Annotated in this window: 14 protein-coding genes; 4 read left to right on the top strand and 10 right to left on the bottom strand. The window is 71.9% G+C overall.

All coding sequences use genetic code 11. The features are described from left to right. Positions 1–72: 72 nt before the first annotated feature. The 8 genes from whiA to H4687_RS11680 form a co-directional block, all read right to left on the bottom strand. Entirely contained in the window at positions 73–1,062 is a 990-nt protein-coding gene (whiA, locus tag H4687_RS11645) for a DNA-binding protein WhiA (RefSeq protein WP_005477942.1), read from the bottom strand. Next, a complete protein-coding gene (locus tag H4687_RS11650; RefSeq protein ID WP_046913481.1) occupies positions 1,053–2,132 on the bottom strand; it encodes a gluconeogenesis factor YvcK family protein in 1,080 nt (359 codons plus the stop codon). The genes whiA and H4687_RS11650 overlap by 10 nt, the downstream gene beginning before the upstream one ends. Continuing rightward, on the bottom strand, positions 2,129–3,196 hold the full coding sequence (gene rapZ / locus H4687_RS11655) for an RNase adapter RapZ (protein WP_192781666.1): 1,068 nt from the start codon (positions 3,194–3,196) through the stop codon (positions 2,129–2,131). Before rapZ ends, H4687_RS11650 begins: the two co-directional genes overlap by 4 nt. Further along, positions 3,193–5,277, bottom strand: a complete 2,085-nt coding sequence (uvrC, locus tag H4687_RS11660; RefSeq protein ID WP_046913483.1) for an excinuclease ABC subunit UvrC — start codon at positions 5,275–5,277, stop codon at positions 3,193–3,195. Before uvrC ends, rapZ begins: the two co-directional genes overlap by 4 nt. 84 nt (positions 5,278–5,361) lie before the next feature. Continuing rightward, a complete protein-coding gene (locus tag H4687_RS11665) occupies positions 5,362–6,033 on the bottom strand; it encodes a response regulator transcription factor (RefSeq protein WP_020115213.1) in 672 nt (223 codons plus the stop codon). Between the two features lie 335 nt (positions 6,034–6,368). Beyond that, complete coding sequence (locus H4687_RS11670) at positions 6,369–9,062, bottom strand: PAS domain S-box protein (protein ID WP_078907431.1); 2,694 nt, start codon at positions 9,060–9,062, stop codon at positions 6,369–6,371. A gap of 129 nt (positions 9,063–9,191) precedes the next feature. Continuing rightward, the gene (locus H4687_RS11675; protein WP_046913485.1) at positions 9,192–10,595 is read right to left on the bottom strand and encodes an ABC transporter substrate-binding protein; all 1,404 of its coding nucleotides are present in this window, start codon (positions 10,593–10,595) and stop codon (positions 9,192–9,194) included. Further along, positions 10,592–11,986 (bottom strand): ABC transporter substrate-binding protein, encoded by a 1,395-nt coding sequence (locus H4687_RS11680; protein ID WP_046913497.1) that lies wholly within the window; start codon positions 11,984–11,986, stop codon positions 10,592–10,594. The genes H4687_RS11675 and H4687_RS11680 overlap by 4 nt, the downstream gene beginning before the upstream one ends. Before the next feature lie 203 nt (positions 11,987–12,189). On the opposite strand from H4687_RS11680, the gene H4687_RS11685 reads away from it, so the two are divergent. From H4687_RS11685 to H4687_RS11695, 3 genes are all read left to right on the top strand, one after another. Then, positions 12,190–12,564: a response regulator gene (locus H4687_RS11685; protein ID WP_005477953.1), complete on the top strand. Its 375-nt coding sequence runs from the start codon at positions 12,190–12,192 to the stop codon at positions 12,562–12,564. A 290-nt stretch (positions 12,565–12,854) separates the two neighbouring features. Further along, a complete protein-coding gene (locus H4687_RS11690) occupies positions 12,855–13,820 on the top strand; it encodes a hypothetical protein (protein WP_046913486.1) in 966 nt (321 codons plus the stop codon). A 102-nt stretch (positions 13,821–13,922) separates the two neighbouring features. Next, entirely contained in the window at positions 13,923–14,834 is a 912-nt protein-coding gene (locus tag H4687_RS11695; protein ID WP_046913487.1) for a carbohydrate kinase family protein, read from the top strand. A 99-nt stretch (positions 14,835–14,933) separates the two neighbouring features. Here the strand turns inward: H4687_RS11695 and H4687_RS11700 are convergent, their stop codons facing one another. After that, on the bottom strand, positions 14,934–15,788 hold the full coding sequence (locus H4687_RS11700) for a helix-turn-helix domain-containing protein (RefSeq protein WP_046913488.1): 855 nt from the start codon (positions 15,786–15,788) through the stop codon (positions 14,934–14,936). 101 nt (positions 15,789–15,889) lie between these two features. Here H4687_RS11700 and H4687_RS11705 point away from each other — a divergent pair, with 101 nt between their 5' ends. Then, complete coding sequence (locus H4687_RS11705) at positions 15,890–16,462, top strand: YceI family protein (RefSeq protein WP_046913489.1); 573 nt, start codon at positions 15,890–15,892, stop codon at positions 16,460–16,462. A 120-nt stretch (positions 16,463–16,582) separates the two neighbouring features. Here H4687_RS11705 and uvrA read toward each other — a convergent pair whose 3' ends face one another. After that, positions 16,583–19,693, bottom strand: coding sequence for an excinuclease ABC subunit UvrA (gene uvrA / locus H4687_RS11710; RefSeq protein WP_046913498.1), 3,111 nt, complete (start codon positions 19,691–19,693; stop codon positions 16,583–16,585). Positions 19,694–19,755 lie beyond the last annotated feature (62 nt).

The raw sequence follows: 19,755 nt of genomic DNA on the forward strand, positions 1-19,755 counted from the left end.
AAAGCAGAAAGCCGGTGCCGACATGCACAAGTGGCCGTCGGCACCGGCGAGTTGAGCCTTCCCGGCGATCTGTCACCCCACCAGGTTTTCGGCCATCTCCTCGGTGATGCTGGCCTCGGTGCCCGGGATGCCGAGGTCCGACGCGCGCTTGTCGGCCATGGCCAGCAGACGGCGGATCCGGCCCGCGACGGCGTCCTTGGTGAGCGGCGGGTCGGCGAGCGCGCCCAGCTCCTCCAGGGAGGCCTGCTTGTGCTCCATGCGCAGCCGCCCCGCGGCCGCGAGGTGCTCGGGGACGTCGTCGGCGAGGATCTCCAGGGCACGGCCCACGCGGGCGCCGGCGGCGACGGCGGCACGGGCCGAGCGGCGCAGGTTGGCGTCGTCGAAGTTGGCGAGCCGGTTCGCCGTAGCCCGGACCTCGCGGCGCATCCGCCGCTCCTCCCACGCCAGCACGGACTCGTGGGCGCCGAGGCGGGTCAGGAGCGCGCCGATCGCGTCCCCGTCCCGGACGACCACCCGGTCCACGCCCCGTACCTCGCGGGCCTTCGCCGCGATCGACAACCGGCGGGCGGCGCCGACCAGCGCGAGCGCCGCCTCCGGGCCCGGGCAGGTCACCTCCAGGGAGGACGAGCGGCCGGGCTCGGTGAGCGAGCCGTGGGCCAGGAAGGCACCACGCCAGGCCGCCTCGGCGTCACAGGTGGCGCCGGAGACGACCTGCGGGGGAAGGCCCCGGATGGGGCGGCCGCGGCCGTCCACCAGACCGGTCTGCCGGGCCAGCTGGTCGCCGCCCGCCACCACGCGTACGACATAGCGCGAGCCTCTGCGCAGGCCGCCGGGCGCCATCACGATCAGTTCGGAGCTGTGGCCGAAGATCTCCAGGATGTCCCGCTTGAGTCTGCGGGCCGCCATCGCGGTGTCCAGCTCCGCCTCGATCACGATGCGTCCGCTCACCAGGTGCAGCCCGCCCGCGAACCGCAGGATCGCCGAGACCTCCGCCTTTCTGCAGCAGGTCCGGGTGACGGGTAGCCGGGAGATCTCGTCCTTCACCGCTGCCGTCATCGCCATGGGCCGATCCTTCCATGCATCCGAAAAATACGGTCGTACGCGGCGGCCAACAGCTCCGGGTCGTGCCGCGGAGATCCGTCGGGCCGGGCCACCGGCGCCAGCTCGACCGCGGCGCCGAACCGTTTGGCGGCGTCGGTCAGGGAGTCGCGGTCGGGCACGGCGGCCTCGTCGGCCAGCACCACGTCCAGGGCGAGTTTAGGGGCGTGTCGTGCCAAAACCTCCAAATGACGCTGCGGGGAGAAGCCATCGGTTTCTCCGGGCTGCGGTGCGAGGTTCAGCGACAGCACGAGCCGGGCCTTGGTCTCGGTGAGCGCGTCGAGCAGCTCGGGCACGAGCAGGTGCGGGATCACCGAGGAGAACCAGGAGCCGGGGCCGAGCACCACCCAGTCGGCGTCGCGGACCGCCGCGACGGCCTCGGGCACGGCGGGCGGGTCGTGCGGCACGACGTGCACGGACTGCACCTCACCGGGGGTGAGTGCGACGGTCGCCTGCCCCCGGACCGTCTCGACGTCGTCCGGGCGCGCCGGATCGTGCCCCTTGACCAGGGCCTGGAGCTCCAGCGGTACGGCCGACATGGGCAGCACCCGGCCCTGGGCCCCCAGCAGCCTGCCCACCAGGTCGAGGGCCTGGACATGGTCGCCGAGCTGTTCCCACAGGGCGACGATCAGCAGATTGCCGACCGCGTGTTCGTGCAGGTCGCCCTGGGACTGGAAGCGGTGCTGGATGACACGGGCCCAGGTCTGGCCCCAGTCGTCGTCGCCGCACAACGCGGCCAGCGCCTTGCGCAGGTCGCCGGGCGGCAGGACGCCCAGCTCGTCCCGCAGGCGTCCGCTGGAGCCGCCGTCGTCGGCGACGGTGACCACGGCGGTGAGGTCGCCGGTGATCCGGCGCAGGGCGGCGAGCGAGGCGGACAGGCCCATGCCGCCGCCGAGCGCGACGACCTTGGGCTGGGCTCCCCGGCGGCGCGGCCGGGCCCCGCGGGCCTCGACGGGCCTGTCCGCACGGCCCTCCGGGGCGACCCGGCGCAGTCTGCTCAGCCTGCTCAGCCGGGACGAGGTGGGTCCGGTCACTCGCGCCCCATGTCCCGGTGCACGACGACGGTCTCGACGCCCTGGGAGGCGAGGCGGGCGGCTAGCTTCTCGGAGGTGGCGACCGAGCGGTGCTTGCCGCCGGTGCAGCCGACCGCGATGGTCACGTACCGCTTGCCCTCGCGGCGGTAGCCGGCGGCGATCATCTGCAGCAGCTCGGTGTAGCGGTCGAGGAACTCCTTGGCGCCGGGCTGGTTGAAGACGTACGCGGAGACCTCCTCGTTGAGTCCGGTGAAGGGGCGTTCCGGGACCCAGTGGGGGTTCGGCAGGAAGCGCATGTCCACGACCAGGTCGGCGTCGACCGGGAGGCCGTACTTGAAGCCGAAGGACATGACGGTGGCCCGCAGCTCGGGCTCCTCCTCGCCGGCGAACTGGGCGTCCATCTTGGCGCGCAGCTCGTGCACGTTCAGGCTGGAGGTGTCGATGACCAGGTCGGCGTCGCCGCGCAGCTCGCGCAGCAGTTCCCGCTCGGCGGCGATGCCGTCGGTGATGCGGCCGTCGCCCTGGAGGGGGTGCGGGCGGCGGACCGACTCGAAGCGGCGCACGAGGGCGTCGTCGGAGGACTCCAGGAAGACGATGCGCCGGGTGACGTGCTTGGTCTCCAGGTCCGCGAGGGAGTCGCGGAGGTTGTCGAAGAAGCGGCGGCCGCGGACGTCGACGACGACCGCGATCCGGGCCACGTTCCCCTGGGAGCGGGCGCCGAGTTCCACCATGGTGGGGATCAGCGCGGGTGGCAGGTTGTCGACGACGAACCAGCCGAGGTCCTCCAGACACTTGGCGGCCGTGGACCGTCCGGCGCCGGACATGCCGGAGATGATGACCAGCTCGGGGATGGCCGCCTCGGGGACCCCGGCTGTTTCGATGCCCGTACTCACGTGTGCTCCGTCTTCCTGTGGCGCTGGGTGCTGCGGGGTTCCGTCGCCCACCGCGCTGTGGGCCTCCCCGCGCTCCGCCGTGTGCTCGTGGTGCTGCTCTTCCGGACGCTCCGGGGGCCCCGGGAGTTCTGTGGGCTCCGGGAGTTCCGGTCGTTCGTCGTGCTCGGTCATGTCTCCTGCCCTCGCCGCCGGTCCGGGGCGCCCGCGGCCACGGGCTCCCCAGAGGGGTCCGCCGTCGTACCGGGCTCCTCTTCCTCCATGATCTCTCCAGTGGCCGTGTTCACGGCGGGCGCGGCCGGAGCCGCCTCGGCGAGGGCCACGGCGATGGTCTCGGCCGTCTTGCGGCCTATGCCGGGGACCTCGCAGATCTGGTCGATCGTCGCGGAGCGCAGCTTCTTCAGCGAGCCGAAGTGTTTCAGCAGGGCCTGCTTGCGAGCGTCCCCGAGGCCGGGCACGTCGTCCAAGGGGCTCGCCCGGAAACGCTTGGCGCGTTTGGCGCGCTGGTAGGTGATGGCGAAGCGGTGGGCCTCGTCGCGTACCCGCTGCAGGAGGTACAGGCCCTCGCTGCTGCGGGGCAGGACCACCGGGTCGTCCTCGCCCGGCACCCAGACCTCCTCCAGGCGCTTGGCGAGGCCGCAGACGGCGATGTCGTCGATGCCCAGCTCGTCGAGCGCCCGCCGGGCGGCGGCGACCTGCGGCTGCCCGCCGTCGACGACGACGAGCTGGGGCGGGTAGGCGAACCGCTTGGGGCGGCCGTCCTCCTCGGTGAAGGCGTTCGGGTCGTCGCCCGCGTCCCCGTCCTCCTCGACCCACTCGCCCGTCTTCTCCTTCTCCGCGAGGTAGCGCCGGAAGCGGCGGGCGATGACCTCGTGCATGGAGCGGACGTCGTCCTGGCCCTCGCCGTGCCAGACCTGCGTGTCCCCGACCCGGCCCTTGATCTGGAAGCGGCGGTACTCGCTCTTGCGGGCCAGTCCGTCCTCGAAGACGACCATGGAGGCCACGACGTCGTCCCCCTGGAGGTGGGAGATGTCGTAGCACTCGATCCGCAGGGGGGCGCTGTCCAGGTCGAGGGCCTCGGCGATCTCCTCCAGCGCGCGGGAGCGGGTCGTGAGGTCGGAGGCCCGCTTGGTCTTGTGCAGGACGAGCGACTGCTGGGCGTTGCGTGCGACGGTCTCCATGAGCGCCTTCTTGTCGCCGCGCTGCGGGATGCGCAGGGAGACGCCCGCCCCGCGGCGGCCGGTGAGCCACTCCTGGACGGGTCCGACGGGGTCGGGCAGCGCCGGGACCAGGACCTCCTTGGGCACGGAGTCGCCGGTCTCCTCGCCGTAGAGCTGCTGGAGCGCGTGTTCGACGAGGTCACCGGTGGTGACGGCCTCGACCTTGTCGGTGACCCAGCCGCGCTGTCCGCGCACCCGTCCGCCGCGAACGTGGAAGATCTGGACGGCCGCCTCCAGCTCGTCCTCGGCGACCGCGATCAGGTCGGCGTCGGTCGCGTCGGCGAGCACGACCGCGTTCTTCTCCATGGCCTTCTTCAGGGCCTCGATGTCGTCCCGCAGCCGGGCGGCCCGCTCGTACTCCATGTCCTCGGCCGCGTCCGTCATCCGCTTCTCCAGACGGCGGATGTACGTGCCGGTGCGCCCCGCCATGAAGTCGCTGAACTCGTCGGCCAGTTCGCGGTGGTCCTCGGCGGAGATCCGCTCGACGCAGGGCGCCGAGCACTTGCCGATGTAGCCGAGCAGACAGGGCCGGCCGGTGCGGGCCGCGTTCTTGAACACCCCGGCCGAGCAGGTGCGTACGGGGAAGACGCGCAGCAGCAGGTCGACCGTGTCCCGGATCGCCCACGCGTGCGCGTACGGCCCGAAGTACCGCACGCCCTTCTTCTTGTGACCGCGCATCACCTGCACGCGCGGGTACTGCTCGTTCATCGTGACCGCGAGGTACGGATAGCTCTTGTCGTCGCGGTACTTGACGTTGAACCGGGGGTCGAACTCCTTGATCCAGGAGTACTCCAGCTGCAGCGCCTCGACCTCCGTGGACACGACGGTCCACTCCACGGAGGCGGCCGTGGTGACCATCGTGCGGGTGCGCGGGTGGAGGCCGGTCAGGTCCTGGAAGTAGTTGGCCAGGCGCTGACGCAGGCTCTTCGCCTTCCCGACGTAGATCACCCGGCGGTGCTCGTCACGGAACTTGTACACCCCGGGAGAGTCCGGGATCTGCCCCGGGCTGGGGCGGTAGCTGGAGGGATCGGCCATGCTCCACACCCTACTGGCGGGGAGTGACAACCCGGGGGCCCTGTGGACGGAGCGCAGCGGCCGGAGGGCACCGCGCCCCGGGCTCTAACGCGTCTCCAGGAACGTCAGCACCGCCAGGACCCGCCGGTGGTCGTCCGGCTCCTCGGGCAGCCGCAGTTTCCCGAGGATGCTGCGCACATGCTTCTCGACGGTCCCCTCGGTCACCCACAGCCGACGGCCGATGCCCGAGTTGGACCGCCCCTCCGCCATCAGGCCGAGGACCTCTCGCTCACGATTGCTGAGCATCGACAGCGGATCGTCACGGCGCTGCGCCGCCACCAGCTCCTGCACCAGCGAGGGGTCGACCACCGACCCTCCCCGGCGGATGCGGTCCAGGGTCTCCAGGAACTCGTCCACGACCGTGATCCGGCTCTTGAGCAGATACCCGATGCTGCGCCCGCCGGCCAGCAGCTCCAGGGCGTCCTCGACCTCGACGAACGCCGACAGGACCAGGATCCCGACCGACGGATACCGCTCCCGGATGGTGCCGGCGGCCTTCAGCCCCTCCGTGGACTGCGTCGGCGGCATCCGGATGTCGACGATCGCGATGTCCGGCAGCTCCGTCTCGACGAGGTCCATGAGCCCGTCGGCGTCGCCCGCCTGGCCCGCCACCTCGTAGCCGACGCGCTCGCACAGGCTCGCCAGCCCCTCCCGCAGCAGCACGTCGTCGTCCGCGAGCACCACCCGTCCGCGCACCGGATGCTGATCGGCCTCCATGGTCTCGGCCTCCCCCTTGCCCGACCTGTCCCGTTCGTCTCGACAGCCTGCCTGAACACGGGTCTTACGGCTAGCCGGAAGCCTAGTTGGGGGAGGGCCGTGAAGACACCTGAACGTCTGTCCGCCATGCTCGCAGATGTGCGGCCGCGGGTGGACCGGCGCCTCCGACGGGAGACGGCGAGTCATCCGCCCTGCCCCGGGACCGGACGGCCGTCTCCGCCGTCCGATTCGGCCGCCCGGAACGTACGCCCGTACCGAGTCCCGAACTCCCCCCTTTGAACGGGCCTCACCGCGTACGCTTCGGGCGGTCACACACGTCATGCACGTCGCACACGTCACATACGCGGCAGGACGACCGCCGCGTCCTCCTCCTGCGGCGGCGCCAGCGGCAGACGCACGCTCAGCGTGGTCCCGGTGCCGGGCGGGCTGACGACCGTCAACCGGCCGCCGATCGCCTCCACCCGGTCGATGAGCCCGATCAGCCCCGAGCCCTTGTCGGGCTCCGCCCCCCCGTCGCCGTCGTCGCGGATGACCAGTTCCAGCACGCCCGAGCGCTCCTCGGCCGCCACGGTCACCACGTTCGCGCGCGCGTGCTTGACGGCGTTGGTGAGGCTCTCGGAGATGACGTAGTAGGCGGCCACCTCGACCTGTTCCGGGAAGCGGGCCTTGCCGAAGGCGAGGTCGAGTTCCACGGGCACGGCGCAGCGGCGGGCCAGGGCGCGCAGAGCGGGGCCCAGGCCACCCCTGGAGAGGACGGAGGGGTGGATGCCCCGGGCCACCTGCAGCAGGTCCTGGAAGGTGTCGTCGAGGCCCTTGGCCAGCTGGTCCAGCCGCCGGGCCAGTTCCGAGGAGGGGTCATCCACCAGGGTCTCGGCCATCCTCAGTTCCAGTTGCAGGGAGACCAGGCGCTGCTGGACGCCGTCGTGCAGGTCGCGTTCGATGCGCCGCCGGGAGGCGTCCCCGGCGGCGACCACGCGCGCGCGGGAGGCGGCCAGCTGGGCCCGGCTGTCGGCGTTGGCGATCGCGGTGGCGATCAGTTCGGTGAAGTCGGCGAGCCGGGACTCGGTGCCCCCGGGCAGCGGGTCGAGGAGCGAGGCGGCCACGACGACCCCCCACAGGCAGCCCTCGACGACGATGGGGGCGCCCACACAGGTCCCCGAGCGGGCGGCGCTCCGGGTGCGGGCCACCTCGTCGATGGTCTTCCGGGCCGCCTCGCGGCGGGCCGTACGGACGATCTCGGCGGCCTCGTCCCCGCGCGCGTGCGCGATCCCGAGGACCTTGACGCCGCCGTCGGGCTCGTGGCGCAGGACGGCCGCCGCCGTGCCCAGCAGGGACGCCACCTCCTCGGCGACCTTCCCGAACACGTCGGCCGGCGGTACGCCGCGCGCGACCGCGGTGGCGACCCGGCGCAGCGCGGCCTGTTCGAGCGCGGCCCGGCGGCTCTCGGTGACGTCGCGGGCGGCGGCGTAGACGAGGCCCTCCTCCGGGACCGGCCGGGCGCTCCACTGCAGCCAGCGTTCGGTGCCGTCGGCACGGACGTACCGGTTCACGAACTCGGCGACCTCGGTGCCGCTCGCCAGCAGCGCGATGGCCTCGCGGGTCTTGTCCCGGTCCTCCTCGTGGACGAAGTCGAGCAGGGGCCGGGAGGTCAGCGTCTCGATCGGGTAGCCCAGGGTGCGTTCGAACGCCGGGTTGACGCGCTTGAAGTAGCCGTCGACGCCGCTGATGCAGAGGAGGTCCATGGAGAGGTTGAAGATGCCCTCCAGCTCCTGTTCGGCCCGTCTGCGCCGGCCGTGGGCGGCGGCGAAGGACGCCATGGTGCCGTTCATGCCGCCCAGCAGCTGGGCCCAGGTGCCGTCGAAGGAGTCGACGTCGGCCCGGTGGCAGAGCCGGCCCGCGTCGATCGCGGTGTTCATGGCCCGGATCTCGCCGGCCAGCCGTCCGCTGGTCACCCGCAGCTCGCGGAACGTGTCGGCGACGTCCCCGAGTTCGTCGCGTCCGGTGTAGTGGATGTCGTACGAGAGGTCGCCCTCCGACAGGGCGCGGGCGCCCTCGGAGACCTCGCCGAGAGGGCGGGTGATCGAGCGGCGCAGGGCCAGCGCGAACAGGGTGACGAAGGTCAGGACGGCGAGGGAGATGCCCAGTTCGGTCAGGGCCCGGGCCCGTATGGCGCGCAGATCGCGGTGGGCGGTGTCGTCGAGTTCGCGGGCGGCGCGGTCCTGGATGCCGCGCAGGGCGTCGACGTAGCGCGCGGAGTCGTCGAGCCAGCTGTCGTACGAGGGCCAGTCGGCGGGCCGGGGGTCGGTGTCGGCGGCGAGCAGGTCACGGACCGTGCGGACCTCGCGTCCGGGGGCCTGAAAGATCACGGTGTGCAGTTCGGCGTTCAGTCCGTCCGAGGCGGTCAGCCGAAACCTTCTGAGCTGGGACTTCTCCAGTTCGGTCCAGCGACCGGCGGCGGCGGTGGTGCGCCGCTCGCCGGGTGTGTGGAAGAGGATGGCGAGTTCCGCGCGTTCACTCTCGGTGGCGGCGACGGCCCGCAGCATCGCCATGTGGGCGTCGGCCGCGCGGCCCGCGGCCCGGGTGGGCCGCCCGGCTTCGAGGCCGGCGACCGTGTCGAGCACCCTGTTCTGGATCACCTCGTACCGCTGGGTCAGGGTCCGGGCGTCCAGCGAGCCGGTGCCGGTCTGGACCCGCAGGGCGTGCAGCTGGCGGCGTACGGAGTCGAGGACCCCGGCGACGTCGGACCCCACCTGCCGGTCCACGGCTTCCCCGAAGGCGTGCCGCAGGGCGTCGTCGGTGACCCGCTGGGCCTGCGTCCGGGCGCGCAGGGTGTCCGGTCCGGCATCCAGCCGGGCCTCGACCGCGGCGATCCGCTCACGGGCCACGGCGCCTCCGACCTCGCTGGTCGCGAACGAGACCTCGATCGCGGTGTCGAAGTCGCGCAGGGTCCGCGCCTCCTGCCACTGGGTCATGGCGGTGAACGCCGTGAAGGACAGCAGGACGGTGACCGGCAGCAGGACGAGCAGCATCAGCTTGGGGCCGACGCGCAGCCGCGCCAGGAACGGGACGGTGATCGCGCCCGTGGCGGGCCGGCGGACCTCGGTGGGGCGCGGGGCGGGGGTACGTCCGTGGGACGGCGGGCGGAGCACGGCCGGGCCTCACGGTCCGGTCGGGGGGTAGTGCCCGTGGTCCGCCAGATCCTGGTCGACGGCCCGCACCGCCTCGTCCAGCGCGGGGCGCACGGCCCCTCCGCGCATGATCTTCGCGAAGGCGTGGGAGAAGGCCTCGGTGATCGCCGGATAGGCGGGGGTCTGCGGCCGGGGACGTGCGGTCCCGGTGCGCAGTTGTTCTATGTAGAGGCGTGCGCGGCCGCCCTCGGCGAAGGCGTCGGTCCGCTCGATCGCGGTTCCGGTGGCGGGAATCGCGCCGTTGGCCTCGGTCATCCGCAGGATCTCCTCGGGGCGCAGCAGGAAGTCCAGGAACCGCCACACGGCGTCGCCGTCCGCCGTGCCCGCGGGGATGCCCCACTGCCAGGAGCCCATGCCGGTGGCGCTGCCCGTGCCGAAGTCGGGCAGCGGCACGATCGCCACGTCGCCCGGGTGGGCCTCGGTGTAGCGCCCGTACGACCAGTGGCCGGCCCAGGACACCGGGGTTCTGCCCTTCTGGAAGGCCTCGAAGTCCTTGTTCGCGTCCACGTAGCCCGTCTTCACCCAGCCCTGCAGCGTGGTCAGTGCCTGGACCGACCGCGGCCCGTTGAGCACACCGTCGGCCGTTCGATAGGTGGAGCGGTCGATGAGGTCGCCGCCCGCCGACCACAGCGCCGGTGCGAAGCCGTACGTGCCCCACTCGGTGTCGGCCCACTGCAGCTGGAGGTCCAGGGGCCGCTCGTGGCCGTGCGCGCGCAGCTTCTTCAGGATGCCGGTGAACTCGTCGGCGGTCCAGGCGTCGCCGACACCCCGCGGGATGCGTACGCCCGCCTTCTTCAGCTCCGACGGCCGTACGTACAGCCCGAGTCCGGAGTCGAACGTGCCGAGCCCCCACAGCCTGCCGCGATAGGTGCCCTGTTCGAGGACGGACGGCAACAGGTCGGCGCGCAGGGACTTCGGGACGCAGGAGTCGATCGGCCGGAGGTCGCCGGCCCAGGCGTGGCTGAACAGTTTCGGGGCGTCGAAGTCGAGCAGGTCCGGCAGTTCGCCGTCGGCGGCCGCCTCGCGGACCAGTTCGTCGTGGTCGCCCTTCGGATGGTGGACAAGCCGGACGGTCACGTCGTCCTGGGCGGTGTTGAAGGCCCTCACCTGGGCGCGCAGGGCCTCCAGTTCGCCGCGTGCCGACGGCCGGTGGTACCACATGGTGATCTGCGCGGGGGCGTCGATCCGCCCGTCGCAGGTCACGTCGGAGGCACGCCGGGTGTCCTTGTCGCCGTCCCCGCCCGCCTCGCAGCCCGCGAGCAGCAGGGCCATGCAGAGCAGGAGCGCCGCCGGGGCCCGGCGGGCCGGCCGCACCGTGCCGAGCCGGCCCGCCGCGCGGGGCGTGCTGCGCCGGGGTCCGGCGGCTCGCGTCATGGTCCGCTCTTCGGGTATCCGTCGTGGGCCGCGAGGTCCTGGTCGATGCTCTCGACCGCCTTGTCCAGCGTCTTCCGGACGGGCGCTCCGGAGAAGACGATGTCGGCGACCGCGTGCGAGAACGCGACGGTGACCGCCGGGTACGCCGGTGTCTGCGGCCTCGGCCGGGCGGCGCCGCTGCGCAACTGCTCGATGAACAGCCGCTCCGCGCCGTCCTGGCCGTACAGCGGGGACAGCTTCACGCCCCCTTCCGTCGCGGGGATCGCGCCGTTGGCCTCGCTCATCCTCGCCACCTGCTCGGGCCGCAGCAGATACTCCAGGAAGCGCCACACCGCGTCACCGTCGGCGCCCCCCGAGGGGATGCCCCACTGCCAGGAGCCCATGCCGGTGACGGTACCCGTGCCGAAATCGGGCAGCGGCACGATCGCCACGTCGCCCGGGTACGCCTTGCTGAACTCGCCGTACTTCCAGTGCCCCATCCAGGAGATGGGGCTGCGACCCTTCACGAACGCGCTCTTGTCCTTCTTCTCGTCCCTGTCGACATAGCCCTGCTTCACCCAGTTCTGCATGGTGGTGAGTGCCTCGACGGCCTCGGGGCCGTTGAGGAATCCGTCGGCCGTGCGGAACTCCTCGGGGTCGATGAGGTCGCCGCCCGCCGACCACACGGCCGGTGCGAAGGCGTAGGTGTTCCACTCGTCCGCGATGCGGGAGTCGGTGAAGTTCAGGTCGAGCGGCGCCTCGTAGCCCTGTGCGCGCAGTTTGCGCAGGATCCGCGTCAGCTCGTCGGCCGTCCAGGCGTCGTCGACGCCCTTCGGGACGCGCACGCCCGCCTTCCTGAGCACCGACGGCCGTACGTACAGGCCGAGTCCGGAGTCGAACGTGCCGACGCCCCACAACCGGTCGTCGTACGTGCCCTGTTCGCGGATGGAGGGAAGCAGGTCCTTGCGGATCCTCGCGGGTACGCAGGAGTCGATCGGCTTGAGGGTGCCGGACCAGGCGTAGCTGTAGAGGTTCGGGCCGTCGAAGTCGAGCAGGTCGGGCAGGTCGCCGCTGGCCGCCGCGGACAGGACGAGTTCGTTGTACGGGCGCTGCTCGGGCAGGGTGACCAGTTCGACCCGCACCTGCCGCTGGGACCTGTTGAACTCCTTGACCTGGCTCTTGAGCGTGCTCTGTTCTCCGCTCTGCCCGGCGTGGAACCACATCGTGATGTGGGCGGTGCCCTCGATCCGTCCGTCGCAGGTCGTGTCGGCCGCCGCCTTGCCCTCCTCGTCCACCCGGCCGCCGCCGTCACCGCCGCTGCATCCGGCGAGCAGCAGGACGGCCGCCGCCGAACCCGACAACAGGGCACGGCGGACGGGACGTTCTCCGAGGTCCCGGCGCTGTTTCTGCATCGCACACCCCCACTTGACCGGAGGGTACGGCCCCCAGGGCAGCGACATGCTACTCCTCGTGTCGCACCCGATTCCCTGGGTGAGAGTGAACCCGTCGTTCCGGCACAGGACGTGGGCACATTCCACGGGAGGGTGCGCGGTGGGGCCCACTCTTTCCCGCTAGCCGGAATGTGCGTCCATGACCGCCTTGGGAGGCTGTGCGCATGTCCACGCGCTGTCTCCTCGTCGATGACAGCGCCCGGTTCCTGGAGGCTGCCCGTACGCTGCTGGAGCGCGACGGGATCCGCGTCGTCGGTGTGGCCCGCACAGGCGCGGAGGCGCTGGCACGGGCCCTGGAACTGGCCCCTGATCTCGTCCTGCTGGACATCGACCTCGACGGCGAGAGCGGTCTGGAGCTCGCGCCGAGGCTCGCGCGCACCGCCGCGTCCGTCATCATCCTCACCTCCACGCATCCGCTGGACGACTTCGAGGAACTCGTCGCCGCCAGTCCCGCCCGGGGTTTTCTGCACAAGTCGAAGCTCTCGGGGCGGGCGCTACGGGACCTGCTGGGGCCTGATCAGGGGCCCCTGGCGCGTTGAGGATCTTGCCGACGGTGTCCGGCCATGTGACGCATCAGGTGTTGTCGGGACCTGGTCAACACGCTTCAATGCGGAGGAACTCGGGGCAAGGAGCCTTCCCTACGGATGCGCGGACGGACGGATGCGCGGACGGAGGTGCGGACAGAGGACAGAGGTACGCACGGGGGTACGTACGGACGGCCGCCGACGGCCGCGGGGTGGAGGGGCGAGGCCCCCGAGAATCCACTGGGCCCCCTCGGCCCGCATGGTCCTACCACCCGTCGCGCTCTCTTCTACAGAAAGGTCTCTGCATGCGGCACGCCACAGAGCACGCGGACGTCGCGACGATGACGGACGCCGCCACGGCGGAGTTGGAGTCGGTCCTGCGGGGCGGCCCCTTCCATGTCGCGCTGCGCGCCGCGATCGCCGCCCGCGGCCTGCCGCTGCAGCGCGTGCAGCACCACCTCTCGCGCTACGGGGTCAAGGTCGGTGTCACCAGTCTCAGCTACTGGCAGCAGGGCGCCCGGCGCCCCCAGCGTCCCGAGTCGCTGCGGGCCGTGCGGGCCCTGGAGGAGATCCTCCAGCTCCCGGACGAGTCCCTGATCCGGCTGCTCGCCCGGGCCGACGACCACCCCGGCCCGGAGCGCCCCGCCGGCCGCTCGTACCGCTCGGTCGTGGAGGCCTCCGACGTCCTGGAGCGCCTCCTCGGCGAACTGCGAGTGCCGCTCGACGGCGGTGTCCACACCGTCGGCCACCACGAGCGGGTCCGCGTCGGTGCGGGCCGGGAGCTGCTGGGCCGCGAGTCCCAGCACATCGTGCGCGCCCACAAGGACGGCGTGGACCGCTATGTGGCCGTCCATCACGGCGACCCGGGCTGCGCGCCGGAGCGAATGGCCGTCCGCGCCCTGGAGAACTGCCGCAGCGGCAGGGTGCGCTGGGACCGGGAGACCGGCGTCCTCGTCGCCGAACTCCTCTTCGACACCCGGCTGCGCAGCGGTGACACGTACCTCTTCCGCTACGGCTTCGACGACGGCACGGCCGGTGTGTGCACCGAGTACGTCCGTGGCTTCCGATCCACGGGCGGCCAGTACGCCCTCCAGGTCCGCTTCGACGAACGGGCCCTGCCCCTGCGCTGCCACCGCTTCAGCCAGCACTCCGCCGCGGCCCCCCGCAGCGGCCGGCAGATCCTTCCTCTGAGCGGCCCGCACCGCTCGGTCCACCTCGTCGAACCACGGGTGCGGACGGGGGTCGTGGGCATCGGCTGGGACTGGGAGTGACGGCCGGGAGGCACGGGGCCCGCGCCAGGACGGCCGTCCGTCATGGTGCGCACGCCTTTGCGATACTTTCCGGCCGACAGTCCCCGAGAAAGGATCCGCCTCGTGATCGTCGTCGCCGGTGAAGCCCTGATCGACCTGGTCCCGCAGGGTGCGGGCGCGCTCGTGGATCTGCGGCCGGCACGCGGCGGCGGCCCCTACAACACGGCCGTGGCGCTCGGCCGTCTCGGCTCCCCCACCGCCTTCTGCTCGCGGGTGTCCCACGACGCCTACGGCGAGACCCTGCTGGACGGCCTGCGCGACGCGGGTGTGGAGGTGACGTCCGTGCAGCGCGGGCCCGAACCGACGACGCTCGCCCTGGCCTCGATCGGCGAGGACGGCTCCGCCCGGTACTCCTTCTACGTCGAGGGCAGCGCCGACCGCCTGTTCGAGACCCCCGACCGGCTGCCCCCGGGCACCCGGGCCGTCTCCTTCGGGACCTGCTCACTCGTCCTGGAACCCGGCGCGAGCGCTTACGAGAAGCTGCTCCACGCCACCGCCGCCCGGGGTGTGTTCACCGCCCTCGACCCCAACATCCGGACGGGGCTGATTCCCGACGCGGACGCCTACCGGGCCCGCTTTTGGAGCTGGCTGCCCTCGGTGTCGCTGCTCAAGCTCTCCGAGGAGGACGCGCGGTGGCTGGGCGGCACCCCGCGCCAGTGGCTGGACTCCGGGCCCGCCGCGGTCGTGGTCACCCGCGGCGGTGACGGCCTGACCGTCCACACCCGCGGCGGCGCGGAACACTCCGTACCCGGCGAGAAGGTCGACGTCGTGGACACCATCGGCGCCGGCGACACGGTCAACGCGGCCCTCCTCCACGGCCTGTCGGCACGGGACGCCCTCTCCGCCGGGGCCCTCGCCGCCCTCGGCGCCGACGAGTGGATCCGCTTGCTCCGCTTCGCCGCCCGCGCGGCGGCGATCACCTGCTCCCGGGCGGGCGCCGAGCCGCCGTACGCGGCAGAGGTGGGCGAGGTCTAGGACCCTTCGCGCGAGGTGTCCTGTCCGGGCCGGTCGGCGTTTTCGCCCTCGGCGCCGTCGGTGCCCACGGTTCCTGCGGGCCCTGGAATGTTCGCCTGGTCAGCCGCCGACCGTGCGCAGCGCGCCCGGCTCACGGCTGGCGAGGAGGTCGAGGGCGGTGGCCGTGGCCTTGTCGGCCGGAAGGTGGACCATGAGGCGCTGCCCGTCGTCCGGCAGCGCGAGCGTCTCGTACGCCAGGCGCAGCCGTCCCGCCTGCGGATGCTCGACGAGATCCGTGCCGTTGCGCATCGGCATCGCCGGCACTCCCTTCAGCCGCAGGGTGAATCTGGCTCCCGCGGTGACCGTCAACTCGTCGGTCAGGGCGGCGACATACGGGTCGTGGGGCGGGGCCTCGTGGCGCAGATGGGCGACCTGTTCGTCGGCGAGCCGCTCCCAGCCCGGATACACCGTGCGGGCCCGCTCGTCGGTGAACAGATACCGCGTGACGTTGGGCGGGTCGCCGTCGAGCAGACCGAGCGGGCGGGCGAAGCGCTCGTAGCCGGAGGTGTGGGCCACGATGTCGCCGAGCCAGTTGAGGAGCACGGCCGGGGTGGGCTCCAGCCGGTCGAGGAGGGCTCGGACGGTGGGGCGCACGGTCCGGGCCGGCGGAGCGGCCGGCGGGCGGACCGTCCTGTCGCCGCCGCTCTCCCCGGCCAGTCGGCGCAGCAGGACCCGATCCGGCACGGGCAGACACAGCGCGTCCGCGAGGGCGCCGAGCACGTGAGAGGTGGGGGTGTGGTCGCGGCCCTGTTCCAGCCGGGTGAGGTACTCGACGCTGATCCCGGCGAGGGTGGCCAGCTCGGCGCGGCGCAGCCCGGGTGCGTGGCGGCGGGAACCGGTGGGCAGTCCCGCCTCGGTCGGGGTCATGGCCTCGCGGCGGCTGCGCAGGAAGGCGGCCAACTCGTTGTCGCTCACCCGTCGAACGTACAGGGTGCGCCGCTGCCGAGGGGTGCCCTCGCCTCACCACCCCCGGCCGGGCCCGCCCGCTCGGGTGCGAAACGGCGGATGGTGGAGGCATGACGCATGACGACGCTCCGCGCCGGCCCACCGCCGGCGCTCTGCCCCTGTCCCCCGGCGACTGGGAACTCGACCCGCTCCACTCGGCCGTGCGCTTCACGGTCCGGCACCTCGGGATCGCCAAGGTGCAAGGCCGGTTCGAGCGGTTCACGGCCGAGCTGCACATCGGCGTGACGGCCGGCGACGTGCGGGTGGGCGCGGAGATCGCCCTCACTTCCCTCGACACCGGGAACGCCGACCGTGACACGCGCACACGCTCGGCCGAGCTGCTCGATGTCGAGAGGCGTCCGACGATGACCTTCCGCTCGACGGGAGTGCGCGGGGCGGGCGAGAGGTGGTCGATGGAGGGGGCCCTGACCATCGGGGACGTGACCCGTCCGGTGAGGCTCGCCGTCCGGTTCGGCGGGCTCGTGGACTCACCCGGCGACGGGCGCAGGCGCGCCGGGTTCGAGGCGACGGGTGAGATCCGGCGCGGCGACTACGGGCTGGACTTCGGGGCCGGGCTTCTCGGTGATGTTGTCAAGGTGCGACTGGACATGCGGTTCGTCGAGCCCGAGGTGCGGGAGGGCTGACCGGCCACAGGGGCAGGGCGGTTGAGGGAAGAACGAGCGGTGGCCCGCGGGGAGTTCCCGCGGGCCACCGCACTTTTCCTGATTTCGGCGGACCTGTCGGTCAGGTGCCGCGATGCCGCCTCAGTCCTCGCGGGCCCGCGTGGTCCTCTTCGCGGGAGCGGCCTTCTTGGTGGCCGTGGCCGCCTTCTTCGTGGCGGTGGCGGCCTTCTTGGTGGCCGTGGCCGCCTTCTTCGTGGCGGTGGCGGCCTTCTTGGCGGGGGCGGCCTTCTTGGCGGGGGCGGCCGTGGCCGTCCGGGCCGTCGCCGTCTTCTTCGCGGGCGCCCCGGCGGCGACCGTCCGCTTGGCCGCGGCCTTGCGCGTGGCCTTCACCTGGGCCGCGTCGCTGATCCGGTCGGCGCCAAGGATCTCCCGCAGGAACTTGCCCGTGTGGCTGGTCGGCACCCCGGCGACCTCCTCGGGCGTGCCCTCGGCGATCACGAGGCCACCGCCGGCGCCGCCCTCGGGTCCCATGTCCACGACCCAGTCGGCGGTCTTGATGACGTCGAGGTTGTGCTCGATGACGATGACCGTGTTGCCCTTGTCGACCAGCCCGGAGAGCACCTTGAGGAGCTTGCTGATGTCCTCGAAGTGCAGTCCGGTGGTCGGCTCGTCCAGGACGTAGACCGTGCGTCCGGTGGAACGGCGCTGCAGCTCGCTGGCGAGCTTGACGCGCTGCGCCTCACCGCCGGACAGGGTGGTCGCGGACTGCCCGAGCCGGACGTAGCCGAGGCCGACGTCCTTGAGCGTCCTGAGGTGACGGGCGATCGCGGGGACGGCCTCGAAGAAGTCCGTGGCCTCCTCGATCGGCATGTTCAGTACGTCGGCGATGGACTTGCCCTTGTAGTGGACCTCCAGGGTCTCCCGGTTGTACCGGGCGCCGTGGCAGACCTCGCACGGGACGTAGACGTCCGGGAGGAAGTTCATCTCGATCTTGATGGTGCCGTCGCCCGCGCAGTTCTCGCAGCGGCCGCCCTTGACGTTGAAGGAGAAGCGGCCGGGCAGGTAGCCGCGGACCTTCGCCTCGGTGGTCTCGGCGAACAGCTTGCGGACGTGGTCGAAGACGCCGGTGTACGTCGCCGGGTTGGACCGGGGCGTACGGCCGATGGGCGACTGGTCGACGTGCACGACCTTGTCGACCAGGTCGTCGCCGTCCACGCGCGTGTGCCGGCCCGGGACGTTCCTGGCGCCGTTCAGCTCGCGGGCCAGGTGCGTGTACAGGATGTCGTTGACCAGCGTGGACTTGCCGGAGCCGGACACACCGGTGACGGCCGTGAAGACGCCCAGGGGGAACGAGACGTCGATGTCCTGGAGGTTGTTCTCCCGGGCGCCGTGCACGGTGAGCCGGCGGGTCGGGTCGAGCGGGCGGCGGATGTCGGGCAGCGGGATGGCCTTCCGGCCCGAGAGGTACTGCCCGGTCTGCGACTCCGCGTTGTCGAGCAGTTCCTTCAGGGAGCCGCTGTGCACGACGTTGCCGCCGTGCTCGCCCGCGCCGGGACCGATGTCGACGATCCAGTCGGCCATCTTGATGGTGTCCTCGTCGTGCTCGACGACGATGAGCGTGTTGCCCATGTCGCGCAGCCGGACCAGGGTCTCGATGAGCCGGTGGTTGTCGCGCTGGTGCAGACCGATGGAGGGCTCGTCGAGGACGTAGAGGACGCCGACGAGACCGGAGCCGATCTGGGTGGCCAGACGGATGCGCTGGGCCTCGCCGCCGGAGAGCGTGCCGGCCGCGCGGTTCAGCGAGAGGTAGTCGAGGCCGACGTCGACCAGGAACCTCAGCCGTTCGTTGACCTCCTTCAGGACGCGCTCGGCGATCTTCTTGTCGCGGGTGTTGAGCTTCAGCTTGCCCAGGAAGTCGGCGCAGTCGCTGATGGACATGGCGGCGACCTCGGCGATCGACTTCTCCATGACCGTGACCGCGAGGACGATCGGCTTCAGCCGGGTGCCCTCACAGGTGGGGCAGGGCACCTCGCGCATGTAGCCCTCGAAGCGCTCACGGCTGGCGTCGCTCTCGGCCTCGCCGTGGCGTCGCTTCACGAAGGGGACGGCGCCCTCGAAGGCCGTCGTGTAGACCCGCTCGCGCCCGTACCGGTTGCGGTAGCGCACCTCGATCTGCGTCTTGTGGCCGTACAGCAGGGCCTTCCTCGCGCGCTGCGGGAGTCCGGCGAAGGGGATGTCGGTCCGGAATCCCAACGCCTCCGCGAGGGCTCCGATGAGGCGGCCGAAGTAGTCCTTGGTGTGGCCGTGGGACCAGGGGTGGATGGCGCCCTCGTCGAGCGACTTGTCCTCGTCCGGGACGATCAGCTCGGGGTCGACCTCCATGCGCGTGCCGATGCCGGAGCAGTCGGGGCAGGCGCCGAAGGGCGAGTTGAAGGAGAAGGAGCGCGGCTCCAGCTCCTCGAAGGACAGGTCGTCGTACGGGCAGTACAGGTGCTCCGAGAACATGCGCTCGCGCTCGGGGTCGTCCTCGGGGAGGTCGACGAAGTCGAGCACGACCATGCCGCCGGAGAGGCCGAGGGCGGTCTCCACGGAGTCGGTGAGGCGGCGCTTGGCGGAATCCTTCACCGTCAGGCGGTCGACGACCACCTCGATGGTGTGCTTCTCCTGCTTCTTCAGGGTGGGCGGATTGGAGAGCTGGACGGTCTCGCCGTCCACCCGCGCGCGGCTGTACCCCTTGGTCTGCAGATCCGCGAAGAGGTCGACGAACTCGCCCTTGCGCTCCCGCACCAGCGGCGAGAGGACCTGGAAGCGGCTGCCCTCGGGCAGCTCCAGCACCCGGTCGACGATGGCCTGCGGCGACTGGCGGGAGATCGGGCGGCCGCACTCGGGACAGTGCGGCTTGCCGATGCGCGCGAAGAGCAGCCGCAGATAGTCGTAGACCTCGGTGATCGTGCCGACCGTCGAGCGCGGGTTCCGCGAGGTCGACTTCTGGTCGATGGAGACCGCCGGGGACAGACCCTCGATGAAGTCGACGTCCGGCTTGTCCATCTGTCCGAGGAACTGCCGGGCGTAGGAGGAGAGCGACTCGACGTACCGGCGCTGCCCCTCGGCGAAGATCGTGTCGAAGGCCAGCGAGGACTTGCCCGACCCCGACAGGCCCGTGAAGACGATGAGCGAGTCGCGTGGCAGGTCGAGCGAGACGTTCTTCAGGTTGTGCTCGCGCGCGCCACGGACGATGAGACGGTCGGCCACGCCGGTCCGCACCTTTCTTGAGTGAATGACAGGGGCCAGAGCCCCCGTCTTCACAGACTAGG

It is taken from the genome of Streptomyces stelliscabiei (assembly GCF_014873495.1).
Lineage (GTDB): Bacteria > Actinomycetota > Actinomycetes > Streptomycetales > Streptomycetaceae > Streptomyces > Streptomyces bottropensis.

Coding starts and splice junctions, on each gene's coding strand:
- whiA (WP_005477942.1), bottom strand. CDS start 1,062: ATGGCGATGACGGCAGCGGTGAAGGACGAGATCTCCCGGCTACCCGTC.
- rapZ (WP_192781666.1), bottom strand. CDS start 3,196: ATGACCGAGCACGACGAACGACCGGAACTCCCGGAGCCCACAGAACTC.
- uvrC (WP_046913483.1), bottom strand. CDS start 5,277: ATGGCCGATCCCTCCAGCTACCGCCCCAGCCCGGGGCAGATCCCGGAC.
- H4687_RS11665 (WP_020115213.1), bottom strand. CDS start 6,033: ATGGAGGCCGATCAGCATCCGGTGCGCGGACGGGTGGTGCTCGCGGAC.
- H4687_RS11670 (WP_078907431.1), bottom strand. CDS start 9,062: ATGCTGCTCGTCCTGCTGCCGGTCACCGTCCTGCTGTCCTTCACGGCG.
- H4687_RS11675 (WP_046913485.1), bottom strand. CDS start 10,595: ATGACGCGAGCCGCCGGACCCCGGCGCAGCACGCCCCGCGCGGCGGGC.
- H4687_RS11680 (WP_046913497.1), bottom strand. CDS start 11,986: ATGCAGAAACAGCGCCGGGACCTCGGAGAACGTCCCGTCCGCCGTGCC.
- H4687_RS11685 (WP_005477953.1), top strand. CDS start 12,190: ATGTCCACGCGCTGTCTCCTCGTCGATGACAGCGCCCGGTTCCTGGAG.
- H4687_RS11690 (WP_046913486.1), top strand. CDS start 12,855: ATGCGGCACGCCACAGAGCACGCGGACGTCGCGACGATGACGGACGCC.
- H4687_RS11705 (WP_046913489.1), top strand. CDS start 15,890: ATGACGCATGACGACGCTCCGCGCCGGCCCACCGCCGGCGCTCTGCCC.